Origin of the sequence: Tessaracoccus sp. MC1679 (genome assembly GCF_014164775.1) — a bacterium.
Classification (GTDB): domain Bacteria; phylum Actinomycetota; class Actinomycetes; order Propionibacteriales; family Propionibacteriaceae; genus Arachnia.
The window spans coordinates 233,242-252,790 of sequence record NZ_JACJGB010000006.1; the positions used below are offsets into that span (position 1 = coordinate 233,242).

The 19,549-nt window shown below is 68.1% G+C and carries 23 protein-coding genes; 5 read left to right on the top strand and 18 right to left on the bottom strand.

From position 1 onward, the window contains the following. Positions 1-32: 32 nt before the first annotated feature. The 3 genes from H5398_RS11710 to H5398_RS11720 are packed head-to-tail and all read left to right on the top strand — an operon-like array spanning position 33 to position 1,965. Positions 33-1,193, top strand: coding sequence for a carbohydrate kinase family protein (locus tag H5398_RS11710; RefSeq protein ID WP_182800125.1), 1,161 nt, complete (start codon positions 33-35; stop codon positions 1,191-1,193). Between the two features lie 59 nt (positions 1,194-1,252). Then, positions 1,253-1,594: a hypothetical protein gene (locus H5398_RS11715; RefSeq protein WP_182782398.1), complete on the top strand. Its 342-nt coding sequence runs from the start codon at positions 1,253-1,255 to the stop codon at positions 1,592-1,594. Then, a complete protein-coding gene (locus tag H5398_RS11720) occupies positions 1,540-1,965 on the top strand; it encodes a MerR family transcriptional regulator (RefSeq protein WP_182800126.1) in 426 nt (141 codons plus the stop codon). Before H5398_RS11715 ends, H5398_RS11720 begins: the two co-directional genes overlap by 55 nt. A gap of 30 nt (positions 1,966-1,995) precedes the next feature. Here the strand turns inward: H5398_RS11720 and H5398_RS11725 are convergent, their stop codons facing one another. The 17 genes from H5398_RS11725 to H5398_RS11805 all read right to left on the bottom strand — a co-directional run bounded on the left by H5398_RS11725 (position 1,996) and on the right by H5398_RS11805 (position 16,102). Next, entirely contained in the window at positions 1,996-2,997 is a 1,002-nt protein-coding gene (locus tag H5398_RS11725; RefSeq protein WP_182800127.1) for a hypothetical protein, read from the bottom strand. Positions 2,998-3,036: 39 nt separating this feature from the next. Continuing rightward, positions 3,037-3,399, bottom strand: a complete 363-nt coding sequence (locus H5398_RS11730) for a DUF1707 domain-containing protein (RefSeq protein ID WP_182782395.1) — start codon at positions 3,397-3,399, stop codon at positions 3,037-3,039. Between the two features lie 61 nt (positions 3,400-3,460). Continuing rightward, on the bottom strand, positions 3,461-4,276 hold the full coding sequence (gene map / locus H5398_RS11735) for a type I methionyl aminopeptidase (protein WP_182800128.1): 816 nt from the start codon (positions 4,274-4,276) through the stop codon (positions 3,461-3,463). After that, entirely contained in the window at positions 4,276-4,857 is a 582-nt protein-coding gene (locus H5398_RS11740) for an adenylate kinase (protein ID WP_182782393.1), read from the bottom strand. The genes map and H5398_RS11740 overlap by 1 nt, the downstream gene beginning before the upstream one ends. Continuing rightward, positions 4,854-6,167, bottom strand: coding sequence for a preprotein translocase subunit SecY (gene secY, locus H5398_RS11745; protein WP_182782392.1), 1,314 nt, complete (start codon positions 6,165-6,167; stop codon positions 4,854-4,856). Before secY ends, H5398_RS11740 begins: the two co-directional genes overlap by 4 nt. A 193-nt stretch (positions 6,168-6,360) precedes the next feature. After that, the gene (gene rplO, locus H5398_RS11750) at positions 6,361-6,801 is read right to left on the bottom strand and encodes a 50S ribosomal protein L15 (protein WP_182800129.1); all 441 of its coding nucleotides are present in this window, start codon (positions 6,799-6,801) and stop codon (positions 6,361-6,363) included. 2 nt (positions 6,802-6,803) lie between these two features. Further along, on the bottom strand, positions 6,804-6,986 hold the full coding sequence (rpmD, locus tag H5398_RS11755) for a 50S ribosomal protein L30 (RefSeq protein WP_182782390.1): 183 nt from the start codon (positions 6,984-6,986) through the stop codon (positions 6,804-6,806). After that, entirely contained in the window at positions 6,986-7,591 is a 606-nt protein-coding gene (rpsE, locus tag H5398_RS11760) for a 30S ribosomal protein S5 (RefSeq protein WP_182782389.1), read from the bottom strand. Before rpsE ends, rpmD begins: the two co-directional genes overlap by 1 nt. A 26-nt stretch (positions 7,592-7,617) precedes the next feature. Beyond that, the gene (gene rplR, locus H5398_RS11765) at positions 7,618-8,001 is read right to left on the bottom strand and encodes a 50S ribosomal protein L18 (protein ID WP_182782388.1); all 384 of its coding nucleotides are present in this window, start codon (positions 7,999-8,001) and stop codon (positions 7,618-7,620) included. After that, positions 8,001-8,543 carry a 50S ribosomal protein L6 gene (gene rplF, locus H5398_RS11770; protein WP_182782387.1) on the bottom strand — a complete coding sequence of 181 codons (543 nt, stop codon included), beginning with the start codon at positions 8,541-8,543 and terminating at the stop codon, positions 8,001-8,003. The genes rplR and rplF overlap by 1 nt, the downstream gene beginning before the upstream one ends. Positions 8,544-8,568: 25 nt before the next feature. Next, positions 8,569-8,973, bottom strand: coding sequence for a 30S ribosomal protein S8 (rpsH, locus tag H5398_RS11775; RefSeq protein ID WP_182782386.1), 405 nt, complete (start codon positions 8,971-8,973; stop codon positions 8,569-8,571). 83 nt (positions 8,974-9,056) lie between these two features. Beyond that, positions 9,057-9,242, bottom strand: a complete 186-nt coding sequence (locus tag H5398_RS11780) for a type Z 30S ribosomal protein S14 (protein WP_182782385.1) — start codon at positions 9,240-9,242, stop codon at positions 9,057-9,059. Between the two features lie 8 nt (positions 9,243-9,250). Then, positions 9,251-9,880, bottom strand: a complete 630-nt coding sequence (gene rplE / locus H5398_RS11785) for a 50S ribosomal protein L5 (protein ID WP_182782384.1) — start codon at positions 9,878-9,880, stop codon at positions 9,251-9,253. Continuing rightward, on the bottom strand, positions 9,880-10,251 hold the full coding sequence (gene rplX, locus H5398_RS11790; RefSeq protein ID WP_182782383.1) for a 50S ribosomal protein L24: 372 nt from the start codon (positions 10,249-10,251) through the stop codon (positions 9,880-9,882). The genes rplE and rplX overlap by 1 nt, the downstream gene beginning before the upstream one ends. Positions 10,252-10,253: 2 nt before the next feature. Further along, the gene (gene rplN, locus H5398_RS11795) at positions 10,254-10,622 is read right to left on the bottom strand and encodes a 50S ribosomal protein L14 (protein WP_068749476.1); all 369 of its coding nucleotides are present in this window, start codon (positions 10,620-10,622) and stop codon (positions 10,254-10,256) included. Positions 10,623-10,862: 240 nt separating this feature from the next. Beyond that, positions 10,863-14,528, bottom strand: a complete 3,666-nt coding sequence (locus tag H5398_RS11800; RefSeq protein ID WP_182800130.1) for an ABC transporter ATP-binding protein/permease — start codon at positions 14,526-14,528, stop codon at positions 10,863-10,865. Positions 14,529-14,686: 158 nt separating this feature from the next. Then, positions 14,687-16,102 carry a DEAD/DEAH box helicase gene (locus tag H5398_RS11805; RefSeq protein ID WP_182800131.1) on the bottom strand — a complete coding sequence of 472 codons (1,416 nt, stop codon included), beginning with the start codon at positions 16,100-16,102 and terminating at the stop codon, positions 14,687-14,689. A 357-nt stretch (positions 16,103-16,459) separates the two neighbouring features. Between H5398_RS11805 and H5398_RS11810 the strand changes: the two genes are divergently transcribed. After that, positions 16,460-17,227 carry an NAD(P)-dependent oxidoreductase gene (locus H5398_RS11810; protein WP_182782380.1) on the top strand — a complete coding sequence of 256 codons (768 nt, stop codon included), beginning with the start codon at positions 16,460-16,462 and terminating at the stop codon, positions 17,225-17,227. Positions 17,228-17,370: 143 nt separating this feature from the next. Continuing rightward, a complete protein-coding gene (locus H5398_RS17605; protein ID WP_182800132.1) occupies positions 17,371-19,194 on the top strand; it encodes a hypothetical protein in 1,824 nt (607 codons plus the stop codon). A 74-nt stretch (positions 19,195-19,268) separates the two neighbouring features. Here H5398_RS17605 and rpsQ read toward each other — a convergent pair whose 3' ends face one another. After that, positions 19,269-19,547: a 30S ribosomal protein S17 gene (gene rpsQ / locus H5398_RS11820; RefSeq protein WP_182782378.1), complete on the bottom strand. Its 279-nt coding sequence runs from the start codon at positions 19,545-19,547 to the stop codon at positions 19,269-19,271. Positions 19,548-19,549: the final 2 nt, after the last annotated feature.

Sequence of the window (19,549 nt, forward strand, 5' to 3'; positions counted from 1 at the left end):
GATTCCGGTACGCCGGAAGGAGCGGCCACGCCATGACGGAGCACGAGCACGCCGAGGACGACGACACGCCGCTGTGCGAGGAATGCTCGCCGTGGGACCCCCTCGAGGGTCAGCGCACACCTGAGGATCCCCCGCTGGACGTCATGACCACCGGGACCATCTTCTTCGACATCATCTTCACCGGTCTCCCCCGCCTGCCGGAGCCGGGCGAGGAACTCTCCAGCGCGGGCATGGGCTCGTGTCCAGGCGGGATCGCCAACCTCGCCACGGCGGCCGCGAGGCTCGGGCTCCGGACCGGCCTGGTGGCCGGGTTCGGCGACGACACGTACGCGGACTGGATGTGGGACACCCTCAGCGGGCAGGAGAAGATCGACCTCACCGCCTCACGTCGATTCTCGAACTTCCACTCGGCCCTCACCGTGTCCATGGCCTTCAAGGGCGACCGCGGCATGGTGACCCACATGCACCCCCTGCCCGAGTCCCTCGAGACTGACCTCTTGGCCGCCCCCGCTGCCCGTGCGGCCACCGTTGAGCTGACGGACCCCGCCTCGTGGTGGCGCACGTTCAAGGATCGCGGCAGCCTGATCTTCGCCGACGTGGGCTTCGACGACACCGGGCGCTGGGACCGATCGGTTCTACAGCTCCTCGAGGACTGTCATGCCTTCACTCCCAACGCGGTGGAGGCCATGTGCTACACCCGCACAGACCGCCCCACCGATGCCGTGCGCAAGCTGGCTGGTCTGGTGCCCCTGGCTGTGGTGACCGACGGCGTCCACGGCTCCTTCGCCATCGACCAGGCGACCGGGGAGGAGGCCTACTGCCCGGCGGTCCCCGTCGAGGCGATCGACCCCACCGGCGCGGGCGACGTGTTCGCCGCGTCGATCCTGTTGGGGACGCTGGCCGGCTGGCCGCTGCAGCACCGCCTGCATTTCGCGGCCCTGACGTCCTCGCTCGCCGTGCGCCAGTTCGGCGGCTCGCTCGCGGCGCCCGGCTGGGGCGACGTGGCGGACTGGTGGCGGTCCACCTCCGCCCGTGCCGCCGGGGGCGACCTCAAGGCCTCCTATGTCCTTCGGGACTACGGCTTCATCCGGGACCTGCTTCCGGATCATCCGGTCCTCGGGGTGCGTCGGGCGCAGGGCACCTTCGCGATGGCGTCGGACGCCGGTGCCCGCCACGCCCCTTCCCGCGGCTGACGGCGGTTTCTTGACGAAGCCTTGACCTCAAGCGCACTTCAGGTCCTAGCGTCGATGACATGAACGTCCTCACTGGCACCGTCCGCACGCTCTACGCCGCCGCCGCACTGCTCCAGGTGGTCCTGGCCGTGGCCGTCTTCACCCGCGCCTGGGGGATCGCTCTCATCTTCCTCGGAGCCGCTGCCCTGTTCGCACGTGGCGCAGTCCGCGGTTGTTCGCGCAACTTCCTCGTCGGTTCGATCCTCGCGCTTGCCGCGCCCCTGCTGATCGGGCTGACGGGAATCGAGCCGTTCGAGATCCTGCACCACCTCCTCCGGCTCGCCGTTCTCGGCGGCATGCTTGTGGCATGGCACCTGATCAAGCGCTCAGCATCGGCGCCGTCGCCCGCGCCGTCGGCCTGAGCGTCGAGGCCGTCCGTTACTACGAGACCGAAGGCCTGCTCAGCCCTCAGCGCGACCAGTCAGGACACCGTCGCTACACACAGGTGGATCTCGATGCGGTCAAGGTCATCACCGCGCTGCGTCAAGCGGGGTTCGGGATCCGAGACATTGAGCAGGTCATCGGCGCGAAGAGGGCTGAGGACACCCCCGAGCAGCGGATCAGCGCCGCCCTCGAGGTGCTGGCCGAACTCACCGAGCGCCTCGACGCCCGTCAGTCCGCGCTCGACGCCGCACGTGCGCTGTGCCGCGGTTGGCAGCATGACCTCAGCGCAGCCCGCGATGCGATCGCGGCGGGCGGCGACGTCGAACACCTGGTGCGGGACCAGGGCTGACCGAGGTGTGATCGGGCCGCTCTCAGGCATTCAGTCCACGTCGGCGGGGTCCGCCGTCCAGGTGTTGCAGTTGGCAAGCGTGGCGGAGTACAGGCCGCGCATGCCCCAGGTGGCCACCGAGTCCTGTGAGCCGTGGATCCCGTCCTCGATGACGGCACGCAGATAGGGCTCGAAGGAGTCGTACACCTCGCGGGTCATCTCAAAGGACCCGTCGTGGGCCATCATCGCGTAGGAGAAGCAGGTGGCCTGAAGCTCGAGCCGGCGAGCCGACTCGTTGTCACCACCCACGCTGTACTCCGCCATGAACATGCCCGCCTCTGACTGGAGGTGGTGCCCGTATTCGTGCCCGGCCATGTCCTTGACGCCGAAGTCGTGCCAGGAGGCGCCGTTGAGTGTGGTCTCCCCGAAGTAGATGGCGCCCCCCTGCGCCGAGCAGTACAGCGCCGGCGCGACCACCTCGCCACACGGCGTCTCCACCCGGTCGCCTGCGTAGAAGAAGACCGGGATGTCCTCGGTGCTGTAGCCCAGCGACGCCAACGTGGGCTTCCACGCCTCCTGGAGACAGGCCATCTGCGCCCGGGCGGCGCCTTCGAGCTCCTCCAGCGAGAACACCGCCGCCGGAGTCGGGCAGTCGTCAAGGGTGGGCAGGGCGGGTCCGTAGAGCGCGCTCTGCTGCAGCGTGATCCAGTCCGGGTGGGTGGAGTTGGGTCCGGGGAGAGGAGGCCAGTCCCGGGCCGGCAGCCCGAGGGGCTCCGGCTGCACGCTCGGCGTGACGGGCTCCGACGCGGCCGGTGTGGGCGGCGCGGAGTCCTGTGCCACGGTGGGCTCGGGGACGGACGGGGGTGGGTCCGGCAGGACGATCTGCGGATCGCGGGAGGTCATCCCCACCAGCGCGCCGAACAGTGCGGCCGCGACGATCAGGCCCACTCCCCCGAGCACAAGCAGAACCAGGAGCACGACGCCTGCGCCCCCACGCGAGCGTCGCGGCGGCGGCTGGACCCAGACGCGGTGCTGCGAGTACCAGTCCTGCATCAACGACCTCCTCGGCCTCGGGAACCCAGCGGCAGCGGCTCAGAGAAAGGTGATCACCAGAAGGAGAAGCAGGACGGCCACCAGCGCCACGCCGACGACTCCCACACCGAGGGCGATCGGCACCAGGTTGCGGGGTTCTGACACCCTGCCGGCCGGAGGACCGCCCTGCTGGACGATGGCGGGAACTTCGGTGGCGGCGGCGGGCAGCCGCTCGATGACGGGGACCAGGTCCCCCAGCGTCCGCGCCGCGTAGACGACATCCATGGAGCCGGCGTACTCGTCGTGGGTGATCCGCCCGTCGGCGAACGCCGAGTTCAGCCTGGTGGTGAGAGACTCGCGCTCAGTCTCGTCAACCGGGTCGGCTGCGCGTTGGAGGTATTTGGAGGACGGTGGGAGCGCCATGGCCCCATCTTAGGCTGGGCCGGCAAGCCCCTGATCCTCGCTCACCAGCGACGCCCTGTCGTCAGTCGGCCAAGGGGCCGAAGAGGTCTCCCAGCCTCTCGGCGCCCCCGTCGTGCTCGGTGAGGACCCACAGGCCCTTCGCGGTGAGGGCGACGGTGTTCTCCCAGTGGGACCCGCGCGATGAATCCCTGCTCGCCACGGTCCAGCCGTCGTCGAGCTCGATCGTCTGATGGAGGCCTGTGGTGAGCATGGGCTCGATGGCCAGGGCCATGCCCACCGCGAGCTTCGGGGTGGGGCGCCGCCGGTACCAGTTAGGCACGTCCGGCTCCATGTGCATCTCGGAGCCGATGCCGTGCCCTGTGTATTCGCGGAGGGTGGCGTAACGGACCGGCAGCGACTTCACGTAGTCCTCGATGGCCCGCGACACATCACCGACGCGCCCACCTGCGCGCATCGCGCGCGCACCGGCCCACATGGCCTCACGGGTGGCGTCGATCATCGCCACGTCCTCCGGCACGGGGGTCCCGACGATGATGGTGCGGGCGGCATCGCCGTGCCAGCCCTGCACGATCGCGCCGAAGTCGATCGAGACGAGGTCGCCGTCGCGCAGGACCCGCTCCCCCGGCACGCCGTGGACGAGTTCGTCGTTGACGGAGATGCAGGCCACTCCCGGGAAGCCGACGCCCCACATCGAGCCGTAGTCCAGGAAGGAGGACTCGGCGCCGTGGCGGGCGAGGACCTCGCGCCCGATGGCGTCGAGTTCGCCTGTCGTGATGCCCACCGCGGCGGCGCCGCACATGGCGTCGAGGCCCTCAGCGACGACGAGACCGGCCTTGCGCATCAGCCGGAGCTCGTCGGCCGACTTCACCTCGATCATCACGGTGTGCGATCGGTGTGCGCGTCGACCATGTCGAACATGCGCTGGCGCACCTCGTCCACGGTGCCGGTGCCGTCGAGATCAACCAGGAGGCCCTTGCTCTCGTAGTGGAAGAGGAGGGGCGCGGTCTGGCCGGCGTAGACCTCCATCCGGCGACGGATGGTGTCGGCGTTGTCGTCTGCCCGTCCCTCCTTCGCGGCGCGCGCGAGCAGCCGTTCGACGAGGGCCTCCGGCTCCACGTGCAGCGAGACGACGGCGTCGAGCTGCTGGCCCTGCGAGGCGAGGTAGCGGTCGAGGAAGTACACCTGGTGCATGGTGCGCGGGAATCCGTCCAGCAGGAAGCCTGCCTCGCAGTCCGGGGCCGCCAGGCGGTCGGCGACGATCTCCTCGGTGACGTCGTCGGGCACGTACTCGCCCGCGTCGATCATCTCCTTGACCTTGACACCGAGGGGGGTCTGGTTCTTGATGTTGCTCCTGAAGATGTCCCCTGTGGAGATCGCCGGCACACCGTAACGCTCGGCGAGCGCGGTGGCCTGTGTTCCCTTCCCCGCCCCCGGCGCACCCATGATCAGCAGCTTCATCGCAGGAAGCCCTCATAGTTGCGCTGCTGAAGCTGGCTCTCGATCTTCTTGACGGTGTCCAGCGCGACGCCGACGATGATGAGGATGGAGGTGCCGCCGAAGGGGAAGTTCTGCTGGGCGCCAACGGCCATGAAGGCGATGGTGGGGATGAGCGCGATGATGGCGAGGTACAGCGACCCGGGAGCGGTCAGCCGCGACAGCACGTAGGCCAGGTAGCGCTCGGTGGGCTTGCCCGCGCGGATGCCGGGGATGAAGCCGCCGTACTTCTTCATGTTGTCCGAGACCTCCTCCGGGTTGAAGGTGATGGACACGTAGAAGTAACAGAAGGCGATGATCAGCACGAACTGCACCAGGTTGTACACCCACGACTGACCGCCCTGGCCCGTGAAGTTCGCCTGGATCCACTGCGAGATGGCGCCGTCCGGCCGGAAGGTCGAGTAGAGCACCGGGAGGTACAGCATGGAGGAGGCGAAGATCACTGGGATGACGCCGGACTGGTTGACCTTGAGCGGGATGTAGGTGGTGGATCCGCCGACGAGGCGTCGGCCCACCATGCGCTTGGCGTACTGCACGGGGATCCGGCGCTGGCCCTGCTCGACCCAGATGATGCCCAGCATCACGAGCAGGCCGATACCGATCACGAGGAAGAACAGGAACCAGCCCGTCACGCCCTCGTGGCTCTGCTTGATGGACCACAGGCCGGCGGGGAAGCTGGCCGCGATCTGCGTGAAGATCATGATCGACATCCCGTTGCCGATGCCGCGCTCGGTGATGAGCTCGCCCATCCACATGATGACAGCGGTGCCAGCCGTCATGATCATCACCATGGTGATCAGGGGCAGCAGCTCGTCGCTGTACAGAATGCCGTCGCAGTCCGTGAAGAGCTGACCGGTGCGGGCCAGGGTGACGAAGGCCGTGGCGTTGAGGACCGCGAGCACCAGGGTGAGGTAGCGCGTGTACTCGGTGATCTTCTGCTGGCCCGTGCCGCCCTCCTTCTTGAGGGCCTCCAGCTTCGGGATCACGACGGTGAGCAGCTGGAGGATGATCGAGGCGGTGATGTAGGGCATGATCCCGAGCGCGAAGATCGTCAACTGGAGCAGCGCCCCACCCGAGAACAGGTTGATCATCGAGTAGAGGCCGGCCGAGTCGCCCTGCGCGGCGAGCGCCATACACTGGTCGATCCGCGAGATGCTCACGTTGGGTGAGGGGATCGTGGATCCCAGGCGGAACACGGCAATGATGCCCAGCGTGAAGAAGATCTTCCTGCGAAGATCAGGTGTCTTCAACGCATTAGCCAAGGCGGAGATCATCCGACCCTACTTTCGGTTTCGTTGTACAACACGGCGCCGTGCAGTGTCGGCACGGCAACCAGGGAAGCCTATCAAGGCACGTACTGGCACCAAAACGCCGGAGCACCCGAGGGGCGCGCCGGAAACGCCGACGGGGTGGACCCGGGAGACCCCGGGCCCACCCCGACGGTGGTGTAGCTGGTGCGCGACCGACTCAGAGTTCGGTCACGGATCCGCCGGCGCCTTCAAGCTTCGCCTTGGCGGAGCTGGAGAACGCGTGGGCGGTCACGTCGAGCGCCACGGTGACGTCGCCGTTGCCGAGGATCTTGACGAGGTTGCCGGAGCGCACAGCGCCTGCATCCACGAGTTCCTCGACGCCCACGGAACCGCCCTCGGGGAACAGCTCGGAGAGACGGCCGACGTTGACCACCTGGTACTCAACCCGGAACGGGTTCTTGAAGCCCTTGAGCTTCGGGATCCGCATGTGCAACGGCATCTGGCCGCCCTCGAAGTTCTGGGGAACGTTCTTACGCGCCCCGGTGCCCTTCGTACCGCGACCAGCGGTCTTACCCTTCGAACCCTCACCACGGCCAACACGGGTCTTAGCCGTCTTGGCGCCGGGGGCGGGGCGCAGATGATGCAGCTTGAGCGTCATCGTCACTTCACCTCTTCCACGGTAACCAGATGGGCGACGGTGCGGATCATCCCGAGCACCTCGGGGCGGTCCTCACGGACCACCGAGGAGCCGATGCGACCCAGACCGAGCGTCCGCAGCGTCTCACGCTGGTTCTGCTTTCCACCCACCCCAGACTTTGCCTGGGTGATCTTCAGCTCGGCCATCAGTGAGCCACCTCTTCCTTCGAGGCGCGGATGAGCGCCGCCGGAGCGACGTCCTCGATCGCCATGCCGCGACGCTTGGCCACGGCCTGGGGCTCTTCGAGCTGCTGAAGCGCATCCACCGTGGCGTGCACCACGTTGATGGCATTGGACGAGCCGAGCGACTTGGCGAGCACGTCGTGCACGCCGGCGCACTCGAGGACGGCGCGAGCCGACCCACCGGCGATGACGCCGGTACCCGGGGACGCGGGGCGCAGCATGACCACGCCCGCGGCCTTCTCACCCTGAACCGGGTGTGGAATCGTGCGCTGGATCAACGGCACGCGGAAGAAGTGCTTCTTGGCCTCTTCAACACCCTTGGCGATCGCGGCCGGCACCTCCTTCGCCTTGCCGTAGCCGACGCCCACCATGCCCTCGCCGTCGCCGACGACGACCAGAGCGGTGAAGCTGAAGCGACGACCACCCTTGACCACCTTGGCGACGCGGTTGATGGTCACCACGCGCTCGAGGTACTTGCTTTCTTCCTTCGGAGCCTGGCCACGACGATCGTCACGGCCACGACGCTCACCTGTAGCGCCAGAACCTCGGCGCTGTTGGGTTTCACTCATCGTGAAAAACCTTTCCTTTCGTCGTGTTAGAAGCCGAGCCCGGCCTCGCGGGCTGCATCCGCCAGAGCAGCGATCCGCCCGTGGTACTTGTTACCCGCACGGTCGAAGACGACCTGCTCGACGCCGGCAGCCTTCGCGCGCTCGGCGATCAGGACACCGACCTTGCGTGCCTTCTCGGACTTGTCCGCCTCGGTGCCGCGCAGGTCGGCCTCCATGGTGGACGCGGACGCCAGCGTCTTGCCCTGGACATCGTCGATCACCTGAACGAACAGGTGCCGGGAGGACCGGTTGACCACCAGACGGGGACGATCGGCCGAGCCGTTGATCTTCTTGCGGCCACGGAGCTGCCGACGGGCGCGGGACGCCGTCTTGGGAGCCAGCGACTTGCGGTTGCTGAGCGAAATGGCCATCACTTGCCAGCCTTTCCGGCCTTGCGGCGGACTTGTTCGCCCGCGTAACGGACACCCTTGCCCTTGTAGGGCTCGGGCTTGCGGATCTTGCGGATGTTGGCCGCGGTCTCGCCGACAAGCTGCTTGTCGATGCCGTGGACGCTGAACCTGGTGGGCGCTTCCACCACGAAGGTGATGCCCTCGGGGGCGTTCACGATCACGGGGTGGGAGAATCCGAGCGCAAATTCCAGCTGCTGCGGGCCCTTGAAGATCACGCGGTAACCAACGCCGACGATCTCAAGCTTCTTTTCATAGCCCTCGGTCACGCCCTGGATCATGTTGCTGATCAGGGTGCGGGTGAGGCCATGGAGGGACCTGCTCTGACGCTCGTCGTTGGGACGGGCGACGGCGAGCTGGCCGTCTTCCTGCTTCTCGATGGTGATGGGCTCGGCGACGGTGAGCGTCAACGACCCCTTGGGTCCCTTGACGTCAACCTGTCGGCCGTCGAGCAACACGTCGACGCCGGATGGGATGGCGATGGGGAGCCTGCCAATACGCGACATTAGTTTTTCTCCTTACCTTCGCCGGTCACCAGACGTAGGCGAGTACTTCGCCGCCCACGGACTTGGCTTTGGCGTCCCTGTCGGTCAACAGACCCTGGGACGTCGAAATGATGGCGATGCCGAGACCGCCCAGCACCTTCGGCAACTCCGTGGACTTCGCGTAGACGCGGAGCCCCGGCTTGCTGATGCGACGAATGCCCACGATGGAGCGCACGCGCGAGTCGCCGTACTTCAGAGTGACCTTGAGGACCTTGCCAACCTGCCCCTCAACCTCGGTCAACTCGAAATCCGAGATGTAACCGTTGGCCTTGAGGATCTCGGCGATGCCCACCTTGATCTTCGACGACGGCATGGTCGTCGAGTCCAGGAACGCCTGGTTGGCGTTCCGCAGACGTGTCAGCATGTCTGCAATCGGATCAGTCATTGTCATGACTTGTTGCCTCTTTCTCGCGCCGGTTTCCGGGGGACCCGGACCTGTCGCAACTTGAATTCCTTAGGAACAGTGGTTCCGGATCACCAGGACGACTTGGTCACACCGGGCAGTTCGCCGGCGTGCGCCATGTCGCGCAGGCAGATGCGGCAGAGGCCGAACTTGCGGTAGACCGAGTGGGGCCTGCCGCACTTCTGGCAACGGGTGTAGGCGCGCACGCCGAACTTCGGCTTCCGGGCCTGCTTGACCTTGAGTGCTGTCTTTGCCATGGGTCAGCTCACTTCTTCTTCTTGGCGTAGAACGCGGGGCCGCGCTTCGACTTCTGCTTCTTGGCGTCATCGACGGCCTTGAAGGGGAAGCCGAGGAGCTTGAGCAGCGCCAGGCCTTCCGCGTCGTTGGCCGCCGTGGTCACGAAGGTGATGTCCATGCCGCGGACACGATCCACCTTGTCCTGATCGATCTCGAGGAACATGACCTGCTCCGAGAGGCCGAAGGTGTAGTTGCCGTTGCCGTCGAACTGGTTGCCGTTGAGTCCGCGGAAGTCGCGGATACGGGGCAGCGCGAGCGTCAAAAGCCGGTCTGCGAACTCCCACATGCGGTCGCCGCGCAGCGTGACGTGGCAGCCGATGGGCTGACCCTCACGAAGCTTGAACTGGGCGATCGACTTGCGGGCCTTCGTCACCGACGGCTTCTGGCCGGTGATGGCGGTGAGGTCCTTGATGGCGCCCTCGATGATCTTCGAGTCGCGCGCGGCCTCGCCGACGCCCATGTTGACCACGATCTTGACCAGACCGGGGATCTGCATGACGTTGTCGTAGTTGAACTCGTCCTGCAGTGCCGGGACGATGCTCTCGCGGTACTTGGCCTTCAGCCGCGGAATCGCGGTGGGGGCTGCGGTGGCGGTCATCAGATCTCCTCCCCGGTCTTGCGGGCGATGCGCACGGAGCGCTGCGCGGTGTACTCGGAGCCGTCGGGGCGGCGCTTGGTGACGTCGACGCGCTTGTGACCGATGCGCGTGACGACCTCCTTGCCGTCGACCTTGACCACGAGCTGCACGTTGGACACATGGATGGGGGCCTCGACGGTGATCACACCGCCCTCGACCTTGCGGCCGGCCGCGGTCTGGGACTCGCGACGGTGCTTCTTGACGAGGTTGACACCCTGCACGGTGACGCGCTTCGTTTCGGGGTTCACGGCGATGACTTCGGCGACGACACCCCTGTCCTTGCCCGAGATGACCTTGACGCGGTCACCCTTCTTGATGTTGAGCGATGCCATGATCAGATCACCTCCGGGGCGAGCGAGACGATGCGCATGAACTTCTTCTCGCGGAGTTCGCGCGCAACCGGGCCGAAGATGCGGGTGCCGCGGGGCTCCCCGTCGTTCTTCAGGATGACGGCGGCGTTCTCGTCGAACTTGATGTAGGACCCGTCGGCGCGGCGACGCTCCTTGACGGTGCGGACGACGACGGCCTTGACCACGTCGCCCTTCTTGACGTTGCCGCCAGGGATCGCGTCCTTGACGGTGGCGACGATGGTGTCGCCGAGGTAGGCGTAGCGGCGCTTAGAGCCACCGAGCACACGGATGCACAAGATCTCCTTGGCACCAGTGTTGTCGGCGACTTTCAGTCGCGACTCCTGCTGGATCATCTACTTCTCCTTGATCCACCGGTTCCCATGCATGGGGCCTTGTGAAACTAGAAATGAACCCCCTGGATTTTGCCAGGCGGCAGCCCCCAGCCCGAGAGAGAGGGAGCGTGGTGTGAACCCGGGAAAGGTCCCCTCGAAAGGGCACAGTCCCAAGGCAACTGGGACAGTCTAGCCCGTAGTGGACCCGGGGAAGAAATCAGCCCCGACGAGGCCCTCTCCCGTCTCCACGCGCCTCTGCCGTCATTCGCTGCGCAGCGCCTCGACCGGGTCCTTGCGCGACGCGGCCGACGCCGGGATCAGGCCCGCCAGCGCCGTCAACCCCATGCTGACCAGCACCAGGATCACAGCCGCCTGCAGCGGCAGCTGAGCCACGTTCGGCACGTCGAAGTTGGCCTCGACGATGGCGTTGGCGGGAATGGTCAGCAGGAACGTGACCACCACGCCGAGCAGGCCCGCCACGAACCCGACAATGAGGGTCTCGGCGTTGAACACGCGCCTGATGTCGCGCTTGCTCGCACCGATGGAGCGCAGGATTCCGATCTCCTTCTTGCGCTCCAGCACCGAGATGTAGGTGATGACGCCGATCATGATGGAGCTGACCACCAGGGAGATCGCCACGAAGGCCACCAGCACGTAGCTGATGGTGTTGATGATGTCGGTGACCGAGCCCATCAGCGCCCCGACGATGTCGGTGAAGGTGATGACGCGATCCTCGTCGCCGGCCTCCTTGGCGCTGGCGTTGTAGGCGTCGAGGATGTCCAGCACGCGCTCCTTGGACTCGAAGTCCTTGGGAAAGATCTGGATGGTGGACGGGTCGGTGAGATCGGCGAAGCCGAGCGTACGCAGGTTGCCCTCGTAGGAGCTCAGCTGCCGCGTGGTCATCGCCATCAACAGCTGGGTCAGCTCGTCCTGGTTGCGGTTGAGCTGGAACGCGTCGGCGAAGACCGCCTCGTCGATGCTCATGGCGTCGGCCATGTTCTCGCTCAACCGGCCCATCGAGCCCTCGATGGCGGCGGAGACCTGGGTGCCGAGCGCGTCCGCCAGCTGCGTGGACAGGGCGCCGGTCAGCTCTCCCATCACATCCGCGATGTAGGAGCCCATCGCGCCTTGCAGCTGCGCGGTGAGGGCGTCGGTGTCGATCAGGTCCCCGGCCGCGGCGAGGAGGTCCGCGCCTTGAGGCGAGGCGAGGAAGCCGTCGAGGTTAGCCTCCACGCCGTCGATGGGCAGGCCGTTGTCGACGGTGTAGGCCAGGTAGCCGCGCACCAGCTGCGTGAGCAACCCGGCCTCCTCCCCCGGTGCCTCGGCAGCCGGTGCCTGCCCGGGGGGCGTCGCCCCCAGGCGCGTCAGCAGGTCCAGGCCCTGCGGCGAGTCCAGGAAGGCCCGCACCAGCGCCGCGACGTCCGGCTGCTCGTCCGTGGCCGGCTGCGCCTGCTCGACGAACCGGTCATAGGCCTGAGCGGCGGCCACCAGCGCCTCCGGGTCGATGAGCCCGCCGGTGGCCGCCAGCGCCGCCTGACCCTGCTCCGAACTCAGGAACGCCTCGACCCTCGCCTCAGCGCCGGGCGACGGGGCGCTCGGCGCGGGGGCGGGCTGCTCGGGGGCGTCGGACGGCGGTTGAAGGGGCGTCGCGGCGAAGCCGAGGAGGGCCTCCAGCAGTCCTGCGAGAGTCTCGGCGTCGAGCGGACGAGGTTCCTGCACGGTGCCGACGAGGAGCTGTTGCCCGGTCGGCGATTGGAGGAAGAGCCGGAAGTTGGCCTCCGTGTCGGCCGGATCGAGCTGGTTCTCAGTGACGAAGACCGCGAACGAGGTGGCCAGCGAGGTGGTCCAGCTGACCACCTGACCGGCCTCGGCGCCCATGTCTGGCGCCGCGACGACGGAGGCCAGGTCGAGCTCCCCCAGGAGTGCGGCGAGATCCAGCTCCGGCAGGGACGAGGGGTCCAGAGCGAACTCCGGCAGGCTGAGATTCTCCAGTGCTGAGGTGTCGATCTCGAGGGCGTCCGCGTCGAAGGTGAAGGCCCCAGCGATGGCATCCTGGTCGAAGCTGATGAGCTGCGAGAGGTCCATCTCCTCGGCGGCGGCCCGGTCGTCGGCGAAGCTGCGGCCGGTGAGCACGTTGGTGTCGCTACGGGCCAGCTGGTCGGCGACGATCTCGCTGCCCGCCGCCTTCTCGATGACGTGCCTGGTGAGCGCGGGGGTGTAGTAGATGCCAGACTGCAGGATCGTGCTGTCCTCCACGGCCTGCACGACGCCGACCACCTCCAACGTCTCGGCCGAGTCGACGACGCTCGCCACGTGGCCCTCGTCGGAGCTCCGGTCGGTCCACACGCCGAACTCGGCGTCGTAGCTGTAGAGGTCGGGCACGTTGACGAGCCGGAATGTCGCGGCCAGCAGGTCGTCGTAGGTGACGGTGATCGCGGCACCGGGCTCGGTGATGGGTTCCTCGTTCGCGAGTTGGGTGACCATCACGTCGAGCTCAGCCGGGTCGCGCAGCCCCATGGCATAGAGCGTGAGGTCGCTCACCCTGCCGCTGGGGCTGAGCACGACGACGGTCTCGAGGGCGTCGTCGGGCCAGTCTCCGGCGAGCACCTCGTAGTGTGTCTCCACCAGCGACAGGTCCTCGACCAGCTCGCTGAACACCCCGGATCCCGCGCCGGGGCCCAGGAGCGAGTTGACGGTGGAGGTAGGGTCCAACCCGACGGAGTTGAAGGTGGTGTCGGGGTTGACCTGGCGGGGCCCTTCCCGCGTCTCGGCGTAGATCCGCGGGGTGACGTCGTAGCTGTACTCGATGGAGTTGACGAAGTCGTCGATCCCGCTGTCGCCGTCGTCGAAGTATCTCTTCAGGGAGGCGAGGTCGTTGGTGCCGACCCCGCCGAGCATCCTGGAGACGCGCTGGGCCTCCGGCACCTCACCCTCGACGGGCTCCGGGGCATCGTCGTCGCGTCCGTCTGGCGACCCCGCCAGTAGGGAGGTGAGGTCGAAGCCCTGCCGCTCGATGGACAGCGGGTACATCGACAGCGTGTCCTCCTCGACACCCTTGATGTAGAGGCCGACGCCGTTGGCGAGCGCGAGGATCGCGGCGATGCCGATGATGCCGATGCTGCCCGCGAACGACGTCATCAGGGTGCGGCCCTTCTTCGTCATCAGGTTGTTGAACGACAACGCGATGGCGGTGAGGAAGCTCATGGACGTGCGCCGCGCCGGGCGCCCGCTCTCCTGCTGCTGCTCGGGCTGGTAGGGGTCGGTGTCGGAGAAGACGACCCCGTCGCGGAGCTGGACGGTGCGGGTGGCGTACTCCTTGGCCAACTCGGGGTTGTGCGTGACCATGATGACCAGACGGTCGCGGGCGATGTCTGTCAACAGGGCCATGATCTGGACGCTGGTGGCCGTGTCGAGGGCGCCGGTGGGCTCGTCTGCCAGCAGGATGTCCGGGTCGTTGATCAGCGCGCGGGCAATGGCGACGCGCTGCATCTGGCCGCCGGAGAGCTGGTTGGGGCGCTTGTGCACGTGCTCGGCCAGGCCCACCTCGGACAGCGCCGCCATGGCTCGTCGCTTCCGCTCGGAGGGCGAGACGCCTGCCAGCGTGAGGGCCAGCTCGACATTGGAGAGGACGCTCTGGTGCGGGATGAGGTTGTACGCCTGGAAGACGAACCCGATGCGATTGTTGCGGTAGGTGTCCCAGTCACGGTCGCGGTACTCGTCGGTGGGGATGCCGTCGATGACGAGGTTGCCCGAGTCGTAGTGGTCGAGACCGCCCACGACGTTGAGCAGGGTGGTCTTGCCGGAACCTGAGGGACCGAGGATCGCGACGAACTCGTTGTCGCGGAAGGCGATGGAGACGTCGTCCAGTGCCACCTGGGTGAAGTCGCCTGTGGTGTACGACTTGCGGACTTTCTCAAGCTGCAGCATGGGGCCTCGGTGACAGGATGTCGCGGCTTCTGGGCCGTGAGCCTTCCAGGATACGTCACTGCATCCAACAGACCAGAGCCGGTTCGCCGGACGTGCGAGTCGCCCGGGCCGCGTGGTGCGGACCGGGCGACTTGTGACAGCTCAGGATGAGTGTCCCGCTAGCGGCTCCTGCGACGACCGCTCTCGGCCGAGAACCGGGCGACTCCACCCGCCGAGGCGGTGGCCGCAGCGGCGGGCCGTCGGGAACGGCCCTCGGCGGGACGCTCGCCGCGCTGGACCTGGGGACGCTGGCCGCGACCACCCTGCGGACGGTCGGACCCACTGCGCGGTCGCGCTGACGCCCCACCGCGACGGCCGCCACCGCCCTGCCCCTCCTGGGGTTCGGGCTTGATGAGGCCGCCCGGGAAGGAGCGCTCCCCGGGCGCGATCTCGCGCAGCACCGGGTGTCGCGCGTCGGCGCGGGTGATGGTGGGATTGACGCCCGCCTTGCGGGTGAGGTCGCGCACGTCCGAGCGCTGCCCGTCGAGCATGAGCGTGACGACGGTGCCCTCGGCCCCGGCGCGGGCGGTGCGGCCCGAGCGGTGCGTGTAGGCCTTGTGTTCCACCGGCGGGTCCGCGTGGATGACCAGGCCGACATCGTCGACGTGGATGCCGCGCGCCGCGACGTCGGTGGCCACGAGCGTCTGGGCCGTGCCTGCATGGAAGGCCGCCATGGAGCGCTCGCGCGCGTTCTGGCTCATGTTGCCCTGCAGCTCGACGGCCGGGATCCCGGCGGCATTGAGCTGGCGGGCGATCTTCTTGGCGCGGTGCTTGGTGCGGGTGAACACCACCGACCGGCCCGGAGCGGCCGCGAGGTCGATGAGGACCGGGAGGTGGTGGTCGTCTGCCACGTGCAGCACGTGGTGGGTCATCGTGGCGACGGGCGACTCGGCCGAGTCCGCCTCGTGCACGACGGGGTTGGTCATGAACTGGTTCACCAGGGTCCCCACGGCCTTGTCCAGGGTGGCGGAGAACAGCATGCGCTGCCCGGCCTTCGGGGTCTGGGACAGCAGCCGGCGCACGGACGGCAGGAACCCGAGGTCCGCCATGTGGTCGGCCTCGTCGATGATGGTGATCTCGACGCCGGCCAGGGAGGCGACGCCCTGGGCGATCAGGTCCTCCAGACGGCCCGGGCACGCGACGATCACGTCAACGCCCCTGGTGAGGGCCGCCGCCTGCGGCTTCTGGTTGACGCCGCCGAAGATGGTGCGCGAGGTGAGCCCCGCGGAGGCCGCCAGCGGCGCGAGCGCCTCGTCGATCTGGATCGCGAGCTCCCGGGTGGGGGCGAGGATCATGGCGCGCGGCCGCTTGGCGGCGCGACGGGTGCCGGAGGAGGAGAGGCGTGCCACCAGCGGCAGCAGGAAGGCGTAGGTCTTGCCCGAGCCTGTGCGGCCCCGGCCCAGCACGTCGCGGCCGCTGAGCGAGTCCGGCAGCGTCGCGGCCTGGATGGGCGTGGGGAGGGTGATGTCTCGCTCAGCGAGGATGGAGGCGAGGGGTGCGGGCACGCCGAGCGCGCCGAAGGACAGTGAAGACATGAGGAAAGACTCCCGTGTGGGGGTGATGCAGCGGTTCTGCCCGGCGCGGACTAGGAGTGTGCTGAACAATGCTGTCTCCGGCGAGGACGTGCCGGGCGGGATGAGGTGGTGCCACTACATCTGGTGCGTGTACTTGACGTCCATATCCAGATGGAGGGGTGCCAGATCGCCCGATCCGGTGCGCCGCAGCCGAGGCATGATTGTTCAGCAGGCTCCTAGGTGTCCGCAGCGCGATGGCATCGGAGAAAGAAGCTAGAGGAACTCAGAGCAGAACGATCCGAGTGCTGGGCGGTACTCTACCCCACGCGTTCCACGGAGGCCGCATCGTGCCTCGTCGCCGCTGGCAGGATGGGCGTCATGGCACAGCGCAGAATCCTCATCACGGGCGCCACAGGCGGCATCGGAGCACTCCTGGCGCGCCGGTTGCGCGACGAGTACGACCTCGTCCTCCAGGGGCGTCACCCCGACGATGACGACCCGGACACCATCCGCATCGCGGACCTCACGGACTACGACGACACCCTCGCCCTCATGGAGGGGGTGGACACCGTCGTCCACATGGCGGGCGCGGCATCGCCCGAGTCGACGTGGGACGCCGTGCTGAGCGCCAACATCGTGGGCCTGCGCAACGCGCTGGAGGCCGCCCGCGAGGCGGGGGTGCGGCGCTTCGTCTTCGCCTCCTCCAATCACGCGATGGGGATGTACGACCGCGACGAGCAGTGGCCGGTGTATCCGCACATGCTCCCCCGCCCGGATTCGCTCTACGGGGTGTCAAAGGTGTTCGGCGAGGCGCTCGGCCGGTTCTACCACGACCAGCACGGCATGGACTTCATCGCGTTGAGGATCGGCTGGAGCTCAAAGACCACCCACGACACCGACCTCGACCTGCTGCGGGCGATGTGGCTGAGCGAGGACGACACCGTCGAGGTGGTGCGCTGCGCCATCGAGGCGGAGGTGCGGTTCGGGCTCTACTACGCCGTCTCGGACAACCCCAATCGTCGTTGGGACCTCACCAACACCATGCTGGAGCTCGGCTACCGGCCGAAGGACTCGTGGACCGACCATTCCGAGGCCGAGGAGGACACCGCGGAACCCACGCCGGACTCCTGGCCCGAGGGCTCCTGAGCCTGCCGGGCGGCGCCCTTCCCTCCACAGCACGAGGTCGGCGCGGCTGACACGTTCTCCACAGGCCGCACGTGACCTGGGAAAGCGGTGGGGTTCTCACCAAGAGTGGTGCGAACCCGACCGCAACCAGGAAGCCCCTGATCATGAGACCACGCCCCGCCACCGCCCTGCTCATCACCGTGCTACTGACCCTCCTCGTCGCGCCCGCTCCCGCCGACGCCCGGCCCCAGGACGGCCCGCTGGCCGGCGCCGGGCACACGGTGTCGATGCCTCGCACCGGGCGGGACTGGTACGGCGCCTACCGGATGGGCCCGGTCACCGCGTACTGCGCGGACCTGATGTCCGCACCGCCCAGGCGCGCCACGGACTGGGAGGAGGCTCCCGCGGGGACGCCACTGGTCAAGCAGTCGGGTCTGGCCGACGACGGCGCACTCCTGCACGGCAACGGCACCGCGACACTCTCCGAGGCTGAGACGGCGGACCTCGCCTGGGTCCTCACGCACACCGGGCAGAGTCCCTCAGCCGACACCGGCGCCGCCGTCGAGCACTTCGTCCGCGTGCGGACGGTCGACGGGGCGCAGCAGCGGGCCCGCGAGTCCGCCCGATGGGCGGCCGTGGTCGCCGCGCAGCCGTCGACGGGGACGGAGTTCGACCGGCTCACCCGCGCGGCGGCCAGATTCGCGGGGCCGTACACGGCCCGGCTCGAGTGGGTCTCCCGCCCCACCCTGGCGGCGCCCTCAGGCCAGCTTCGCGCCTCGGTGACCTCGAGGGCGGGCATCGCCGTGCCAGGAGTCACGCTCTCGGTCGCGCCAACGGGGGCCTCCACCGTCGAGTCGGCGCCCTCCACGACGGGGACCTCCGGCGTGGCCGACATCCGCGTGACGATGGCACGCCCAGGATCCGAACCCTCGGTCGGCAATGTGTCAGTCACCTTCGCTGGGCTGGCGGGATCGGCACCCCGGGTCTTCGTGCCCGCCGAGCGGACCGTCCAGCGGCTGCTCGCGGCGCCCAGGCCTGAATCGGTCGTCGCCACCGTGGAGGCCTCGCTGGCTCCCCACTTCACCCCCGCCGTCACCACGCGCACCCGGGACCTGGTGGCCGTGGCCGGCGAGCCGGCGGTGGATCTGGTGACCGTGGCCGGCGGCAGGCCAGGAGCGCGCTTCTCCGGCACCACCACCCTCTACGGTCCCTTCGCCTCCCTCGAGGACCTCGCTGCCGCATCCGCGGCCGACACCCAGCCCGTGGGCGAGGCGGTCTTCTCCGGACGCTACGGCCCCGACGGCTCGGCCGAGGCCGCGTCCACCTCGCTGAGGTTCCCCGGCCCCGGGTACTACCACTGGGTGGAGGCCCTTGCGCCGGCTGAGTTCGTCACTCCCCCGGACGCGCCCAGCTGGCCCCAGCTGCCCGAGACAAGCCTGGTGCTCGCCCCCATGATCACCACCCGCCTGAGCCCGCACGGCACGGCTCGTGCCGGGGTCGAGGCCTCTGACGCACTGAGCCTCGACGGCGTGCCCGGAGTGGCGGTGCCCGATTCGACGGAGCTGGCCGTGAGCGCCTCAGGACGCATCATCGGGCCCGTCAGTCCGCGGCAGACCGACGGCGGGCCCACCTGCGAGGGCGTGGACTGGTCCGGGGGAGCCACCGCCGGGCGCTACGACGATGTGCCGCTTCCTGGATCAGGCGCCGGCTTCGGGGCCACGGGGCTGGCCCGGACCCGGCTGGCCCTGCCGGGGTGCTACTCGGCTGAGGCTACCGTCACCATCGAGCACCCCAGCCGTGCCCCCATCATCGCGCGCCACGAGCTGGGCCACCCGTCCCAGACCGTGTTGATCACCGAGGAACCACGGCCATCCCCCTCCCCCACGCCCACCCCGACTCAGGCTCCGACGCCGACGCCGACGCAAAAGCCCAGCAAGGCGCCCGCGCCTGAACTCGCCCGTCCCGGTCTCCCCTCCACCGGCCGGTAGCCAGGCCAGTCGCCGGACATGCAGAAGGCCCGCTCCCCAAGAGGGGGTGCGGGCCTTCTGCTGGTGAGTCTGCCTTACTTGGCGCGCTCGATGATCTCGACCAGGCGCCAGCGCTTCTGCGCGGACAGCGGACGGGTCTCCATGACGCGAACGCGGTCGCCGATGCCGGCCGAGTTCTCCTCGTCGTGCGCCTTCAGGCGGGACGACTTGGTCATGACCTTGCCGTACAGCGGGTGCTTGACGCGGTCCTCGACGAGGACCACGATCGTCTTGTCCATCTTGTCGGACACGACAACGCCCTGCAGCACCTTGCGGGCGCCGCGCTGTTCAGTGGTGGTGGTGTCTTCGCTCATAT

Coding starts and splice junctions, on each gene's coding strand:
- H5398_RS11805 (WP_182800131.1), bottom strand. CDS start 16,102: ATGTCTTCACTGTCCTTCGGCGCGCTCGGCGTGCCCGCACCCCTCGCC.
- H5398_RS11740 (WP_182782393.1), bottom strand. CDS start 4,857: ATGAAGCTGCTGATCATGGGTGCGCCGGGGGCGGGGAAGGGAACACAG.
- rplE (WP_182782384.1), bottom strand. CDS start 9,880: ATGACCGCCACCGCAGCCCCCACCGCGATTCCGCGGCTGAAGGCCAAG.
- rpsH (WP_182782386.1), bottom strand. CDS start 8,973: ATGACAATGACTGATCCGATTGCAGACATGCTGACACGTCTGCGGAAC.
- rpsQ (WP_182782378.1), bottom strand. CDS start 19,547: ATGAGCGAAGACACCACCACCACTGAACAGCGCGGCGCCCGCAAGGTG.
- map (WP_182800128.1), bottom strand. CDS start 4,276: ATGATCGAGGTGAAGTCGGCCGACGAGCTCCGGCTGATGCGCAAGGCC.
- H5398_RS11730 (WP_182782395.1), bottom strand. CDS start 3,399: ATGGCGCTCCCACCGTCCTCCAAATACCTCCAACGCGCAGCCGACCCG.
- rplO (WP_182800129.1), bottom strand. CDS start 6,801: ATGACGCTCAAGCTGCATCATCTGCGCCCCGCCCCCGGCGCCAAGACG.
- H5398_RS11720 (WP_182800126.1), top strand. CDS start 1,540: ATGGCACCTGATCAAGCGCTCAGCATCGGCGCCGTCGCCCGCGCCGTC.
- H5398_RS11725 (WP_182800127.1), bottom strand. CDS start 2,997: ATGCAGGACTGGTACTCGCAGCACCGCGTCTGGGTCCAGCCGCCGCCG.
- rplN (WP_068749476.1), bottom strand. CDS start 10,622: ATGATCCAGCAGGAGTCGCGACTGAAAGTCGCCGACAACACTGGTGCC.
- secY (WP_182782392.1), bottom strand. CDS start 6,167: ATGATCTCCGCCTTGGCTAATGCGTTGAAGACACCTGATCTTCGCAGG.
- rplX (WP_182782383.1), bottom strand. CDS start 10,251: ATGGCATCGCTCAACATCAAGAAGGGTGACCGCGTCAAGGTCATCTCG.
- H5398_RS11800 (WP_182800130.1), bottom strand. CDS start 14,528: ATGCTGCAGCTTGAGAAAGTCCGCAAGTCGTACACCACAGGCGACTTC.
- rpsE (WP_182782389.1), bottom strand. CDS start 7,591: ATGAGTGAAACCCAACAGCGCCGAGGTTCTGGCGCTACAGGTGAGCGT.
- H5398_RS11710 (WP_182800125.1), top strand. CDS start 33: ATGACGGAGCACGAGCACGCCGAGGACGACGACACGCCGCTGTGCGAG.
- H5398_RS17605 (WP_182800132.1), top strand. CDS start 17,371: ATGAGACCACGCCCCGCCACCGCCCTGCTCATCACCGTGCTACTGACC.
- rplF (WP_182782387.1), bottom strand. CDS start 8,543: ATGTCGCGTATTGGCAGGCTCCCCATCGCCATCCCATCCGGCGTCGAC.
- H5398_RS11715 (WP_182782398.1), top strand. CDS start 1,253: ATGAACGTCCTCACTGGCACCGTCCGCACGCTCTACGCCGCCGCCGCA.
- rpmD (WP_182782390.1), bottom strand. CDS start 6,986: ATGGCCGAGCTGAAGATCACCCAGGCAAAGTCTGGGGTGGGTGGAAAG.
- rplR (WP_182782388.1), bottom strand. CDS start 8,001: ATGGCCATTTCGCTCAGCAACCGCAAGTCGCTGGCTCCCAAGACGGCG.
- H5398_RS11810 (WP_182782380.1), top strand. CDS start 16,460: ATGGCACAGCGCAGAATCCTCATCACGGGCGCCACAGGCGGCATCGGA.
- H5398_RS11780 (WP_182782385.1), bottom strand. CDS start 9,242: ATGGCAAAGACAGCACTCAAGGTCAAGCAGGCCCGGAAGCCGAAGTTC.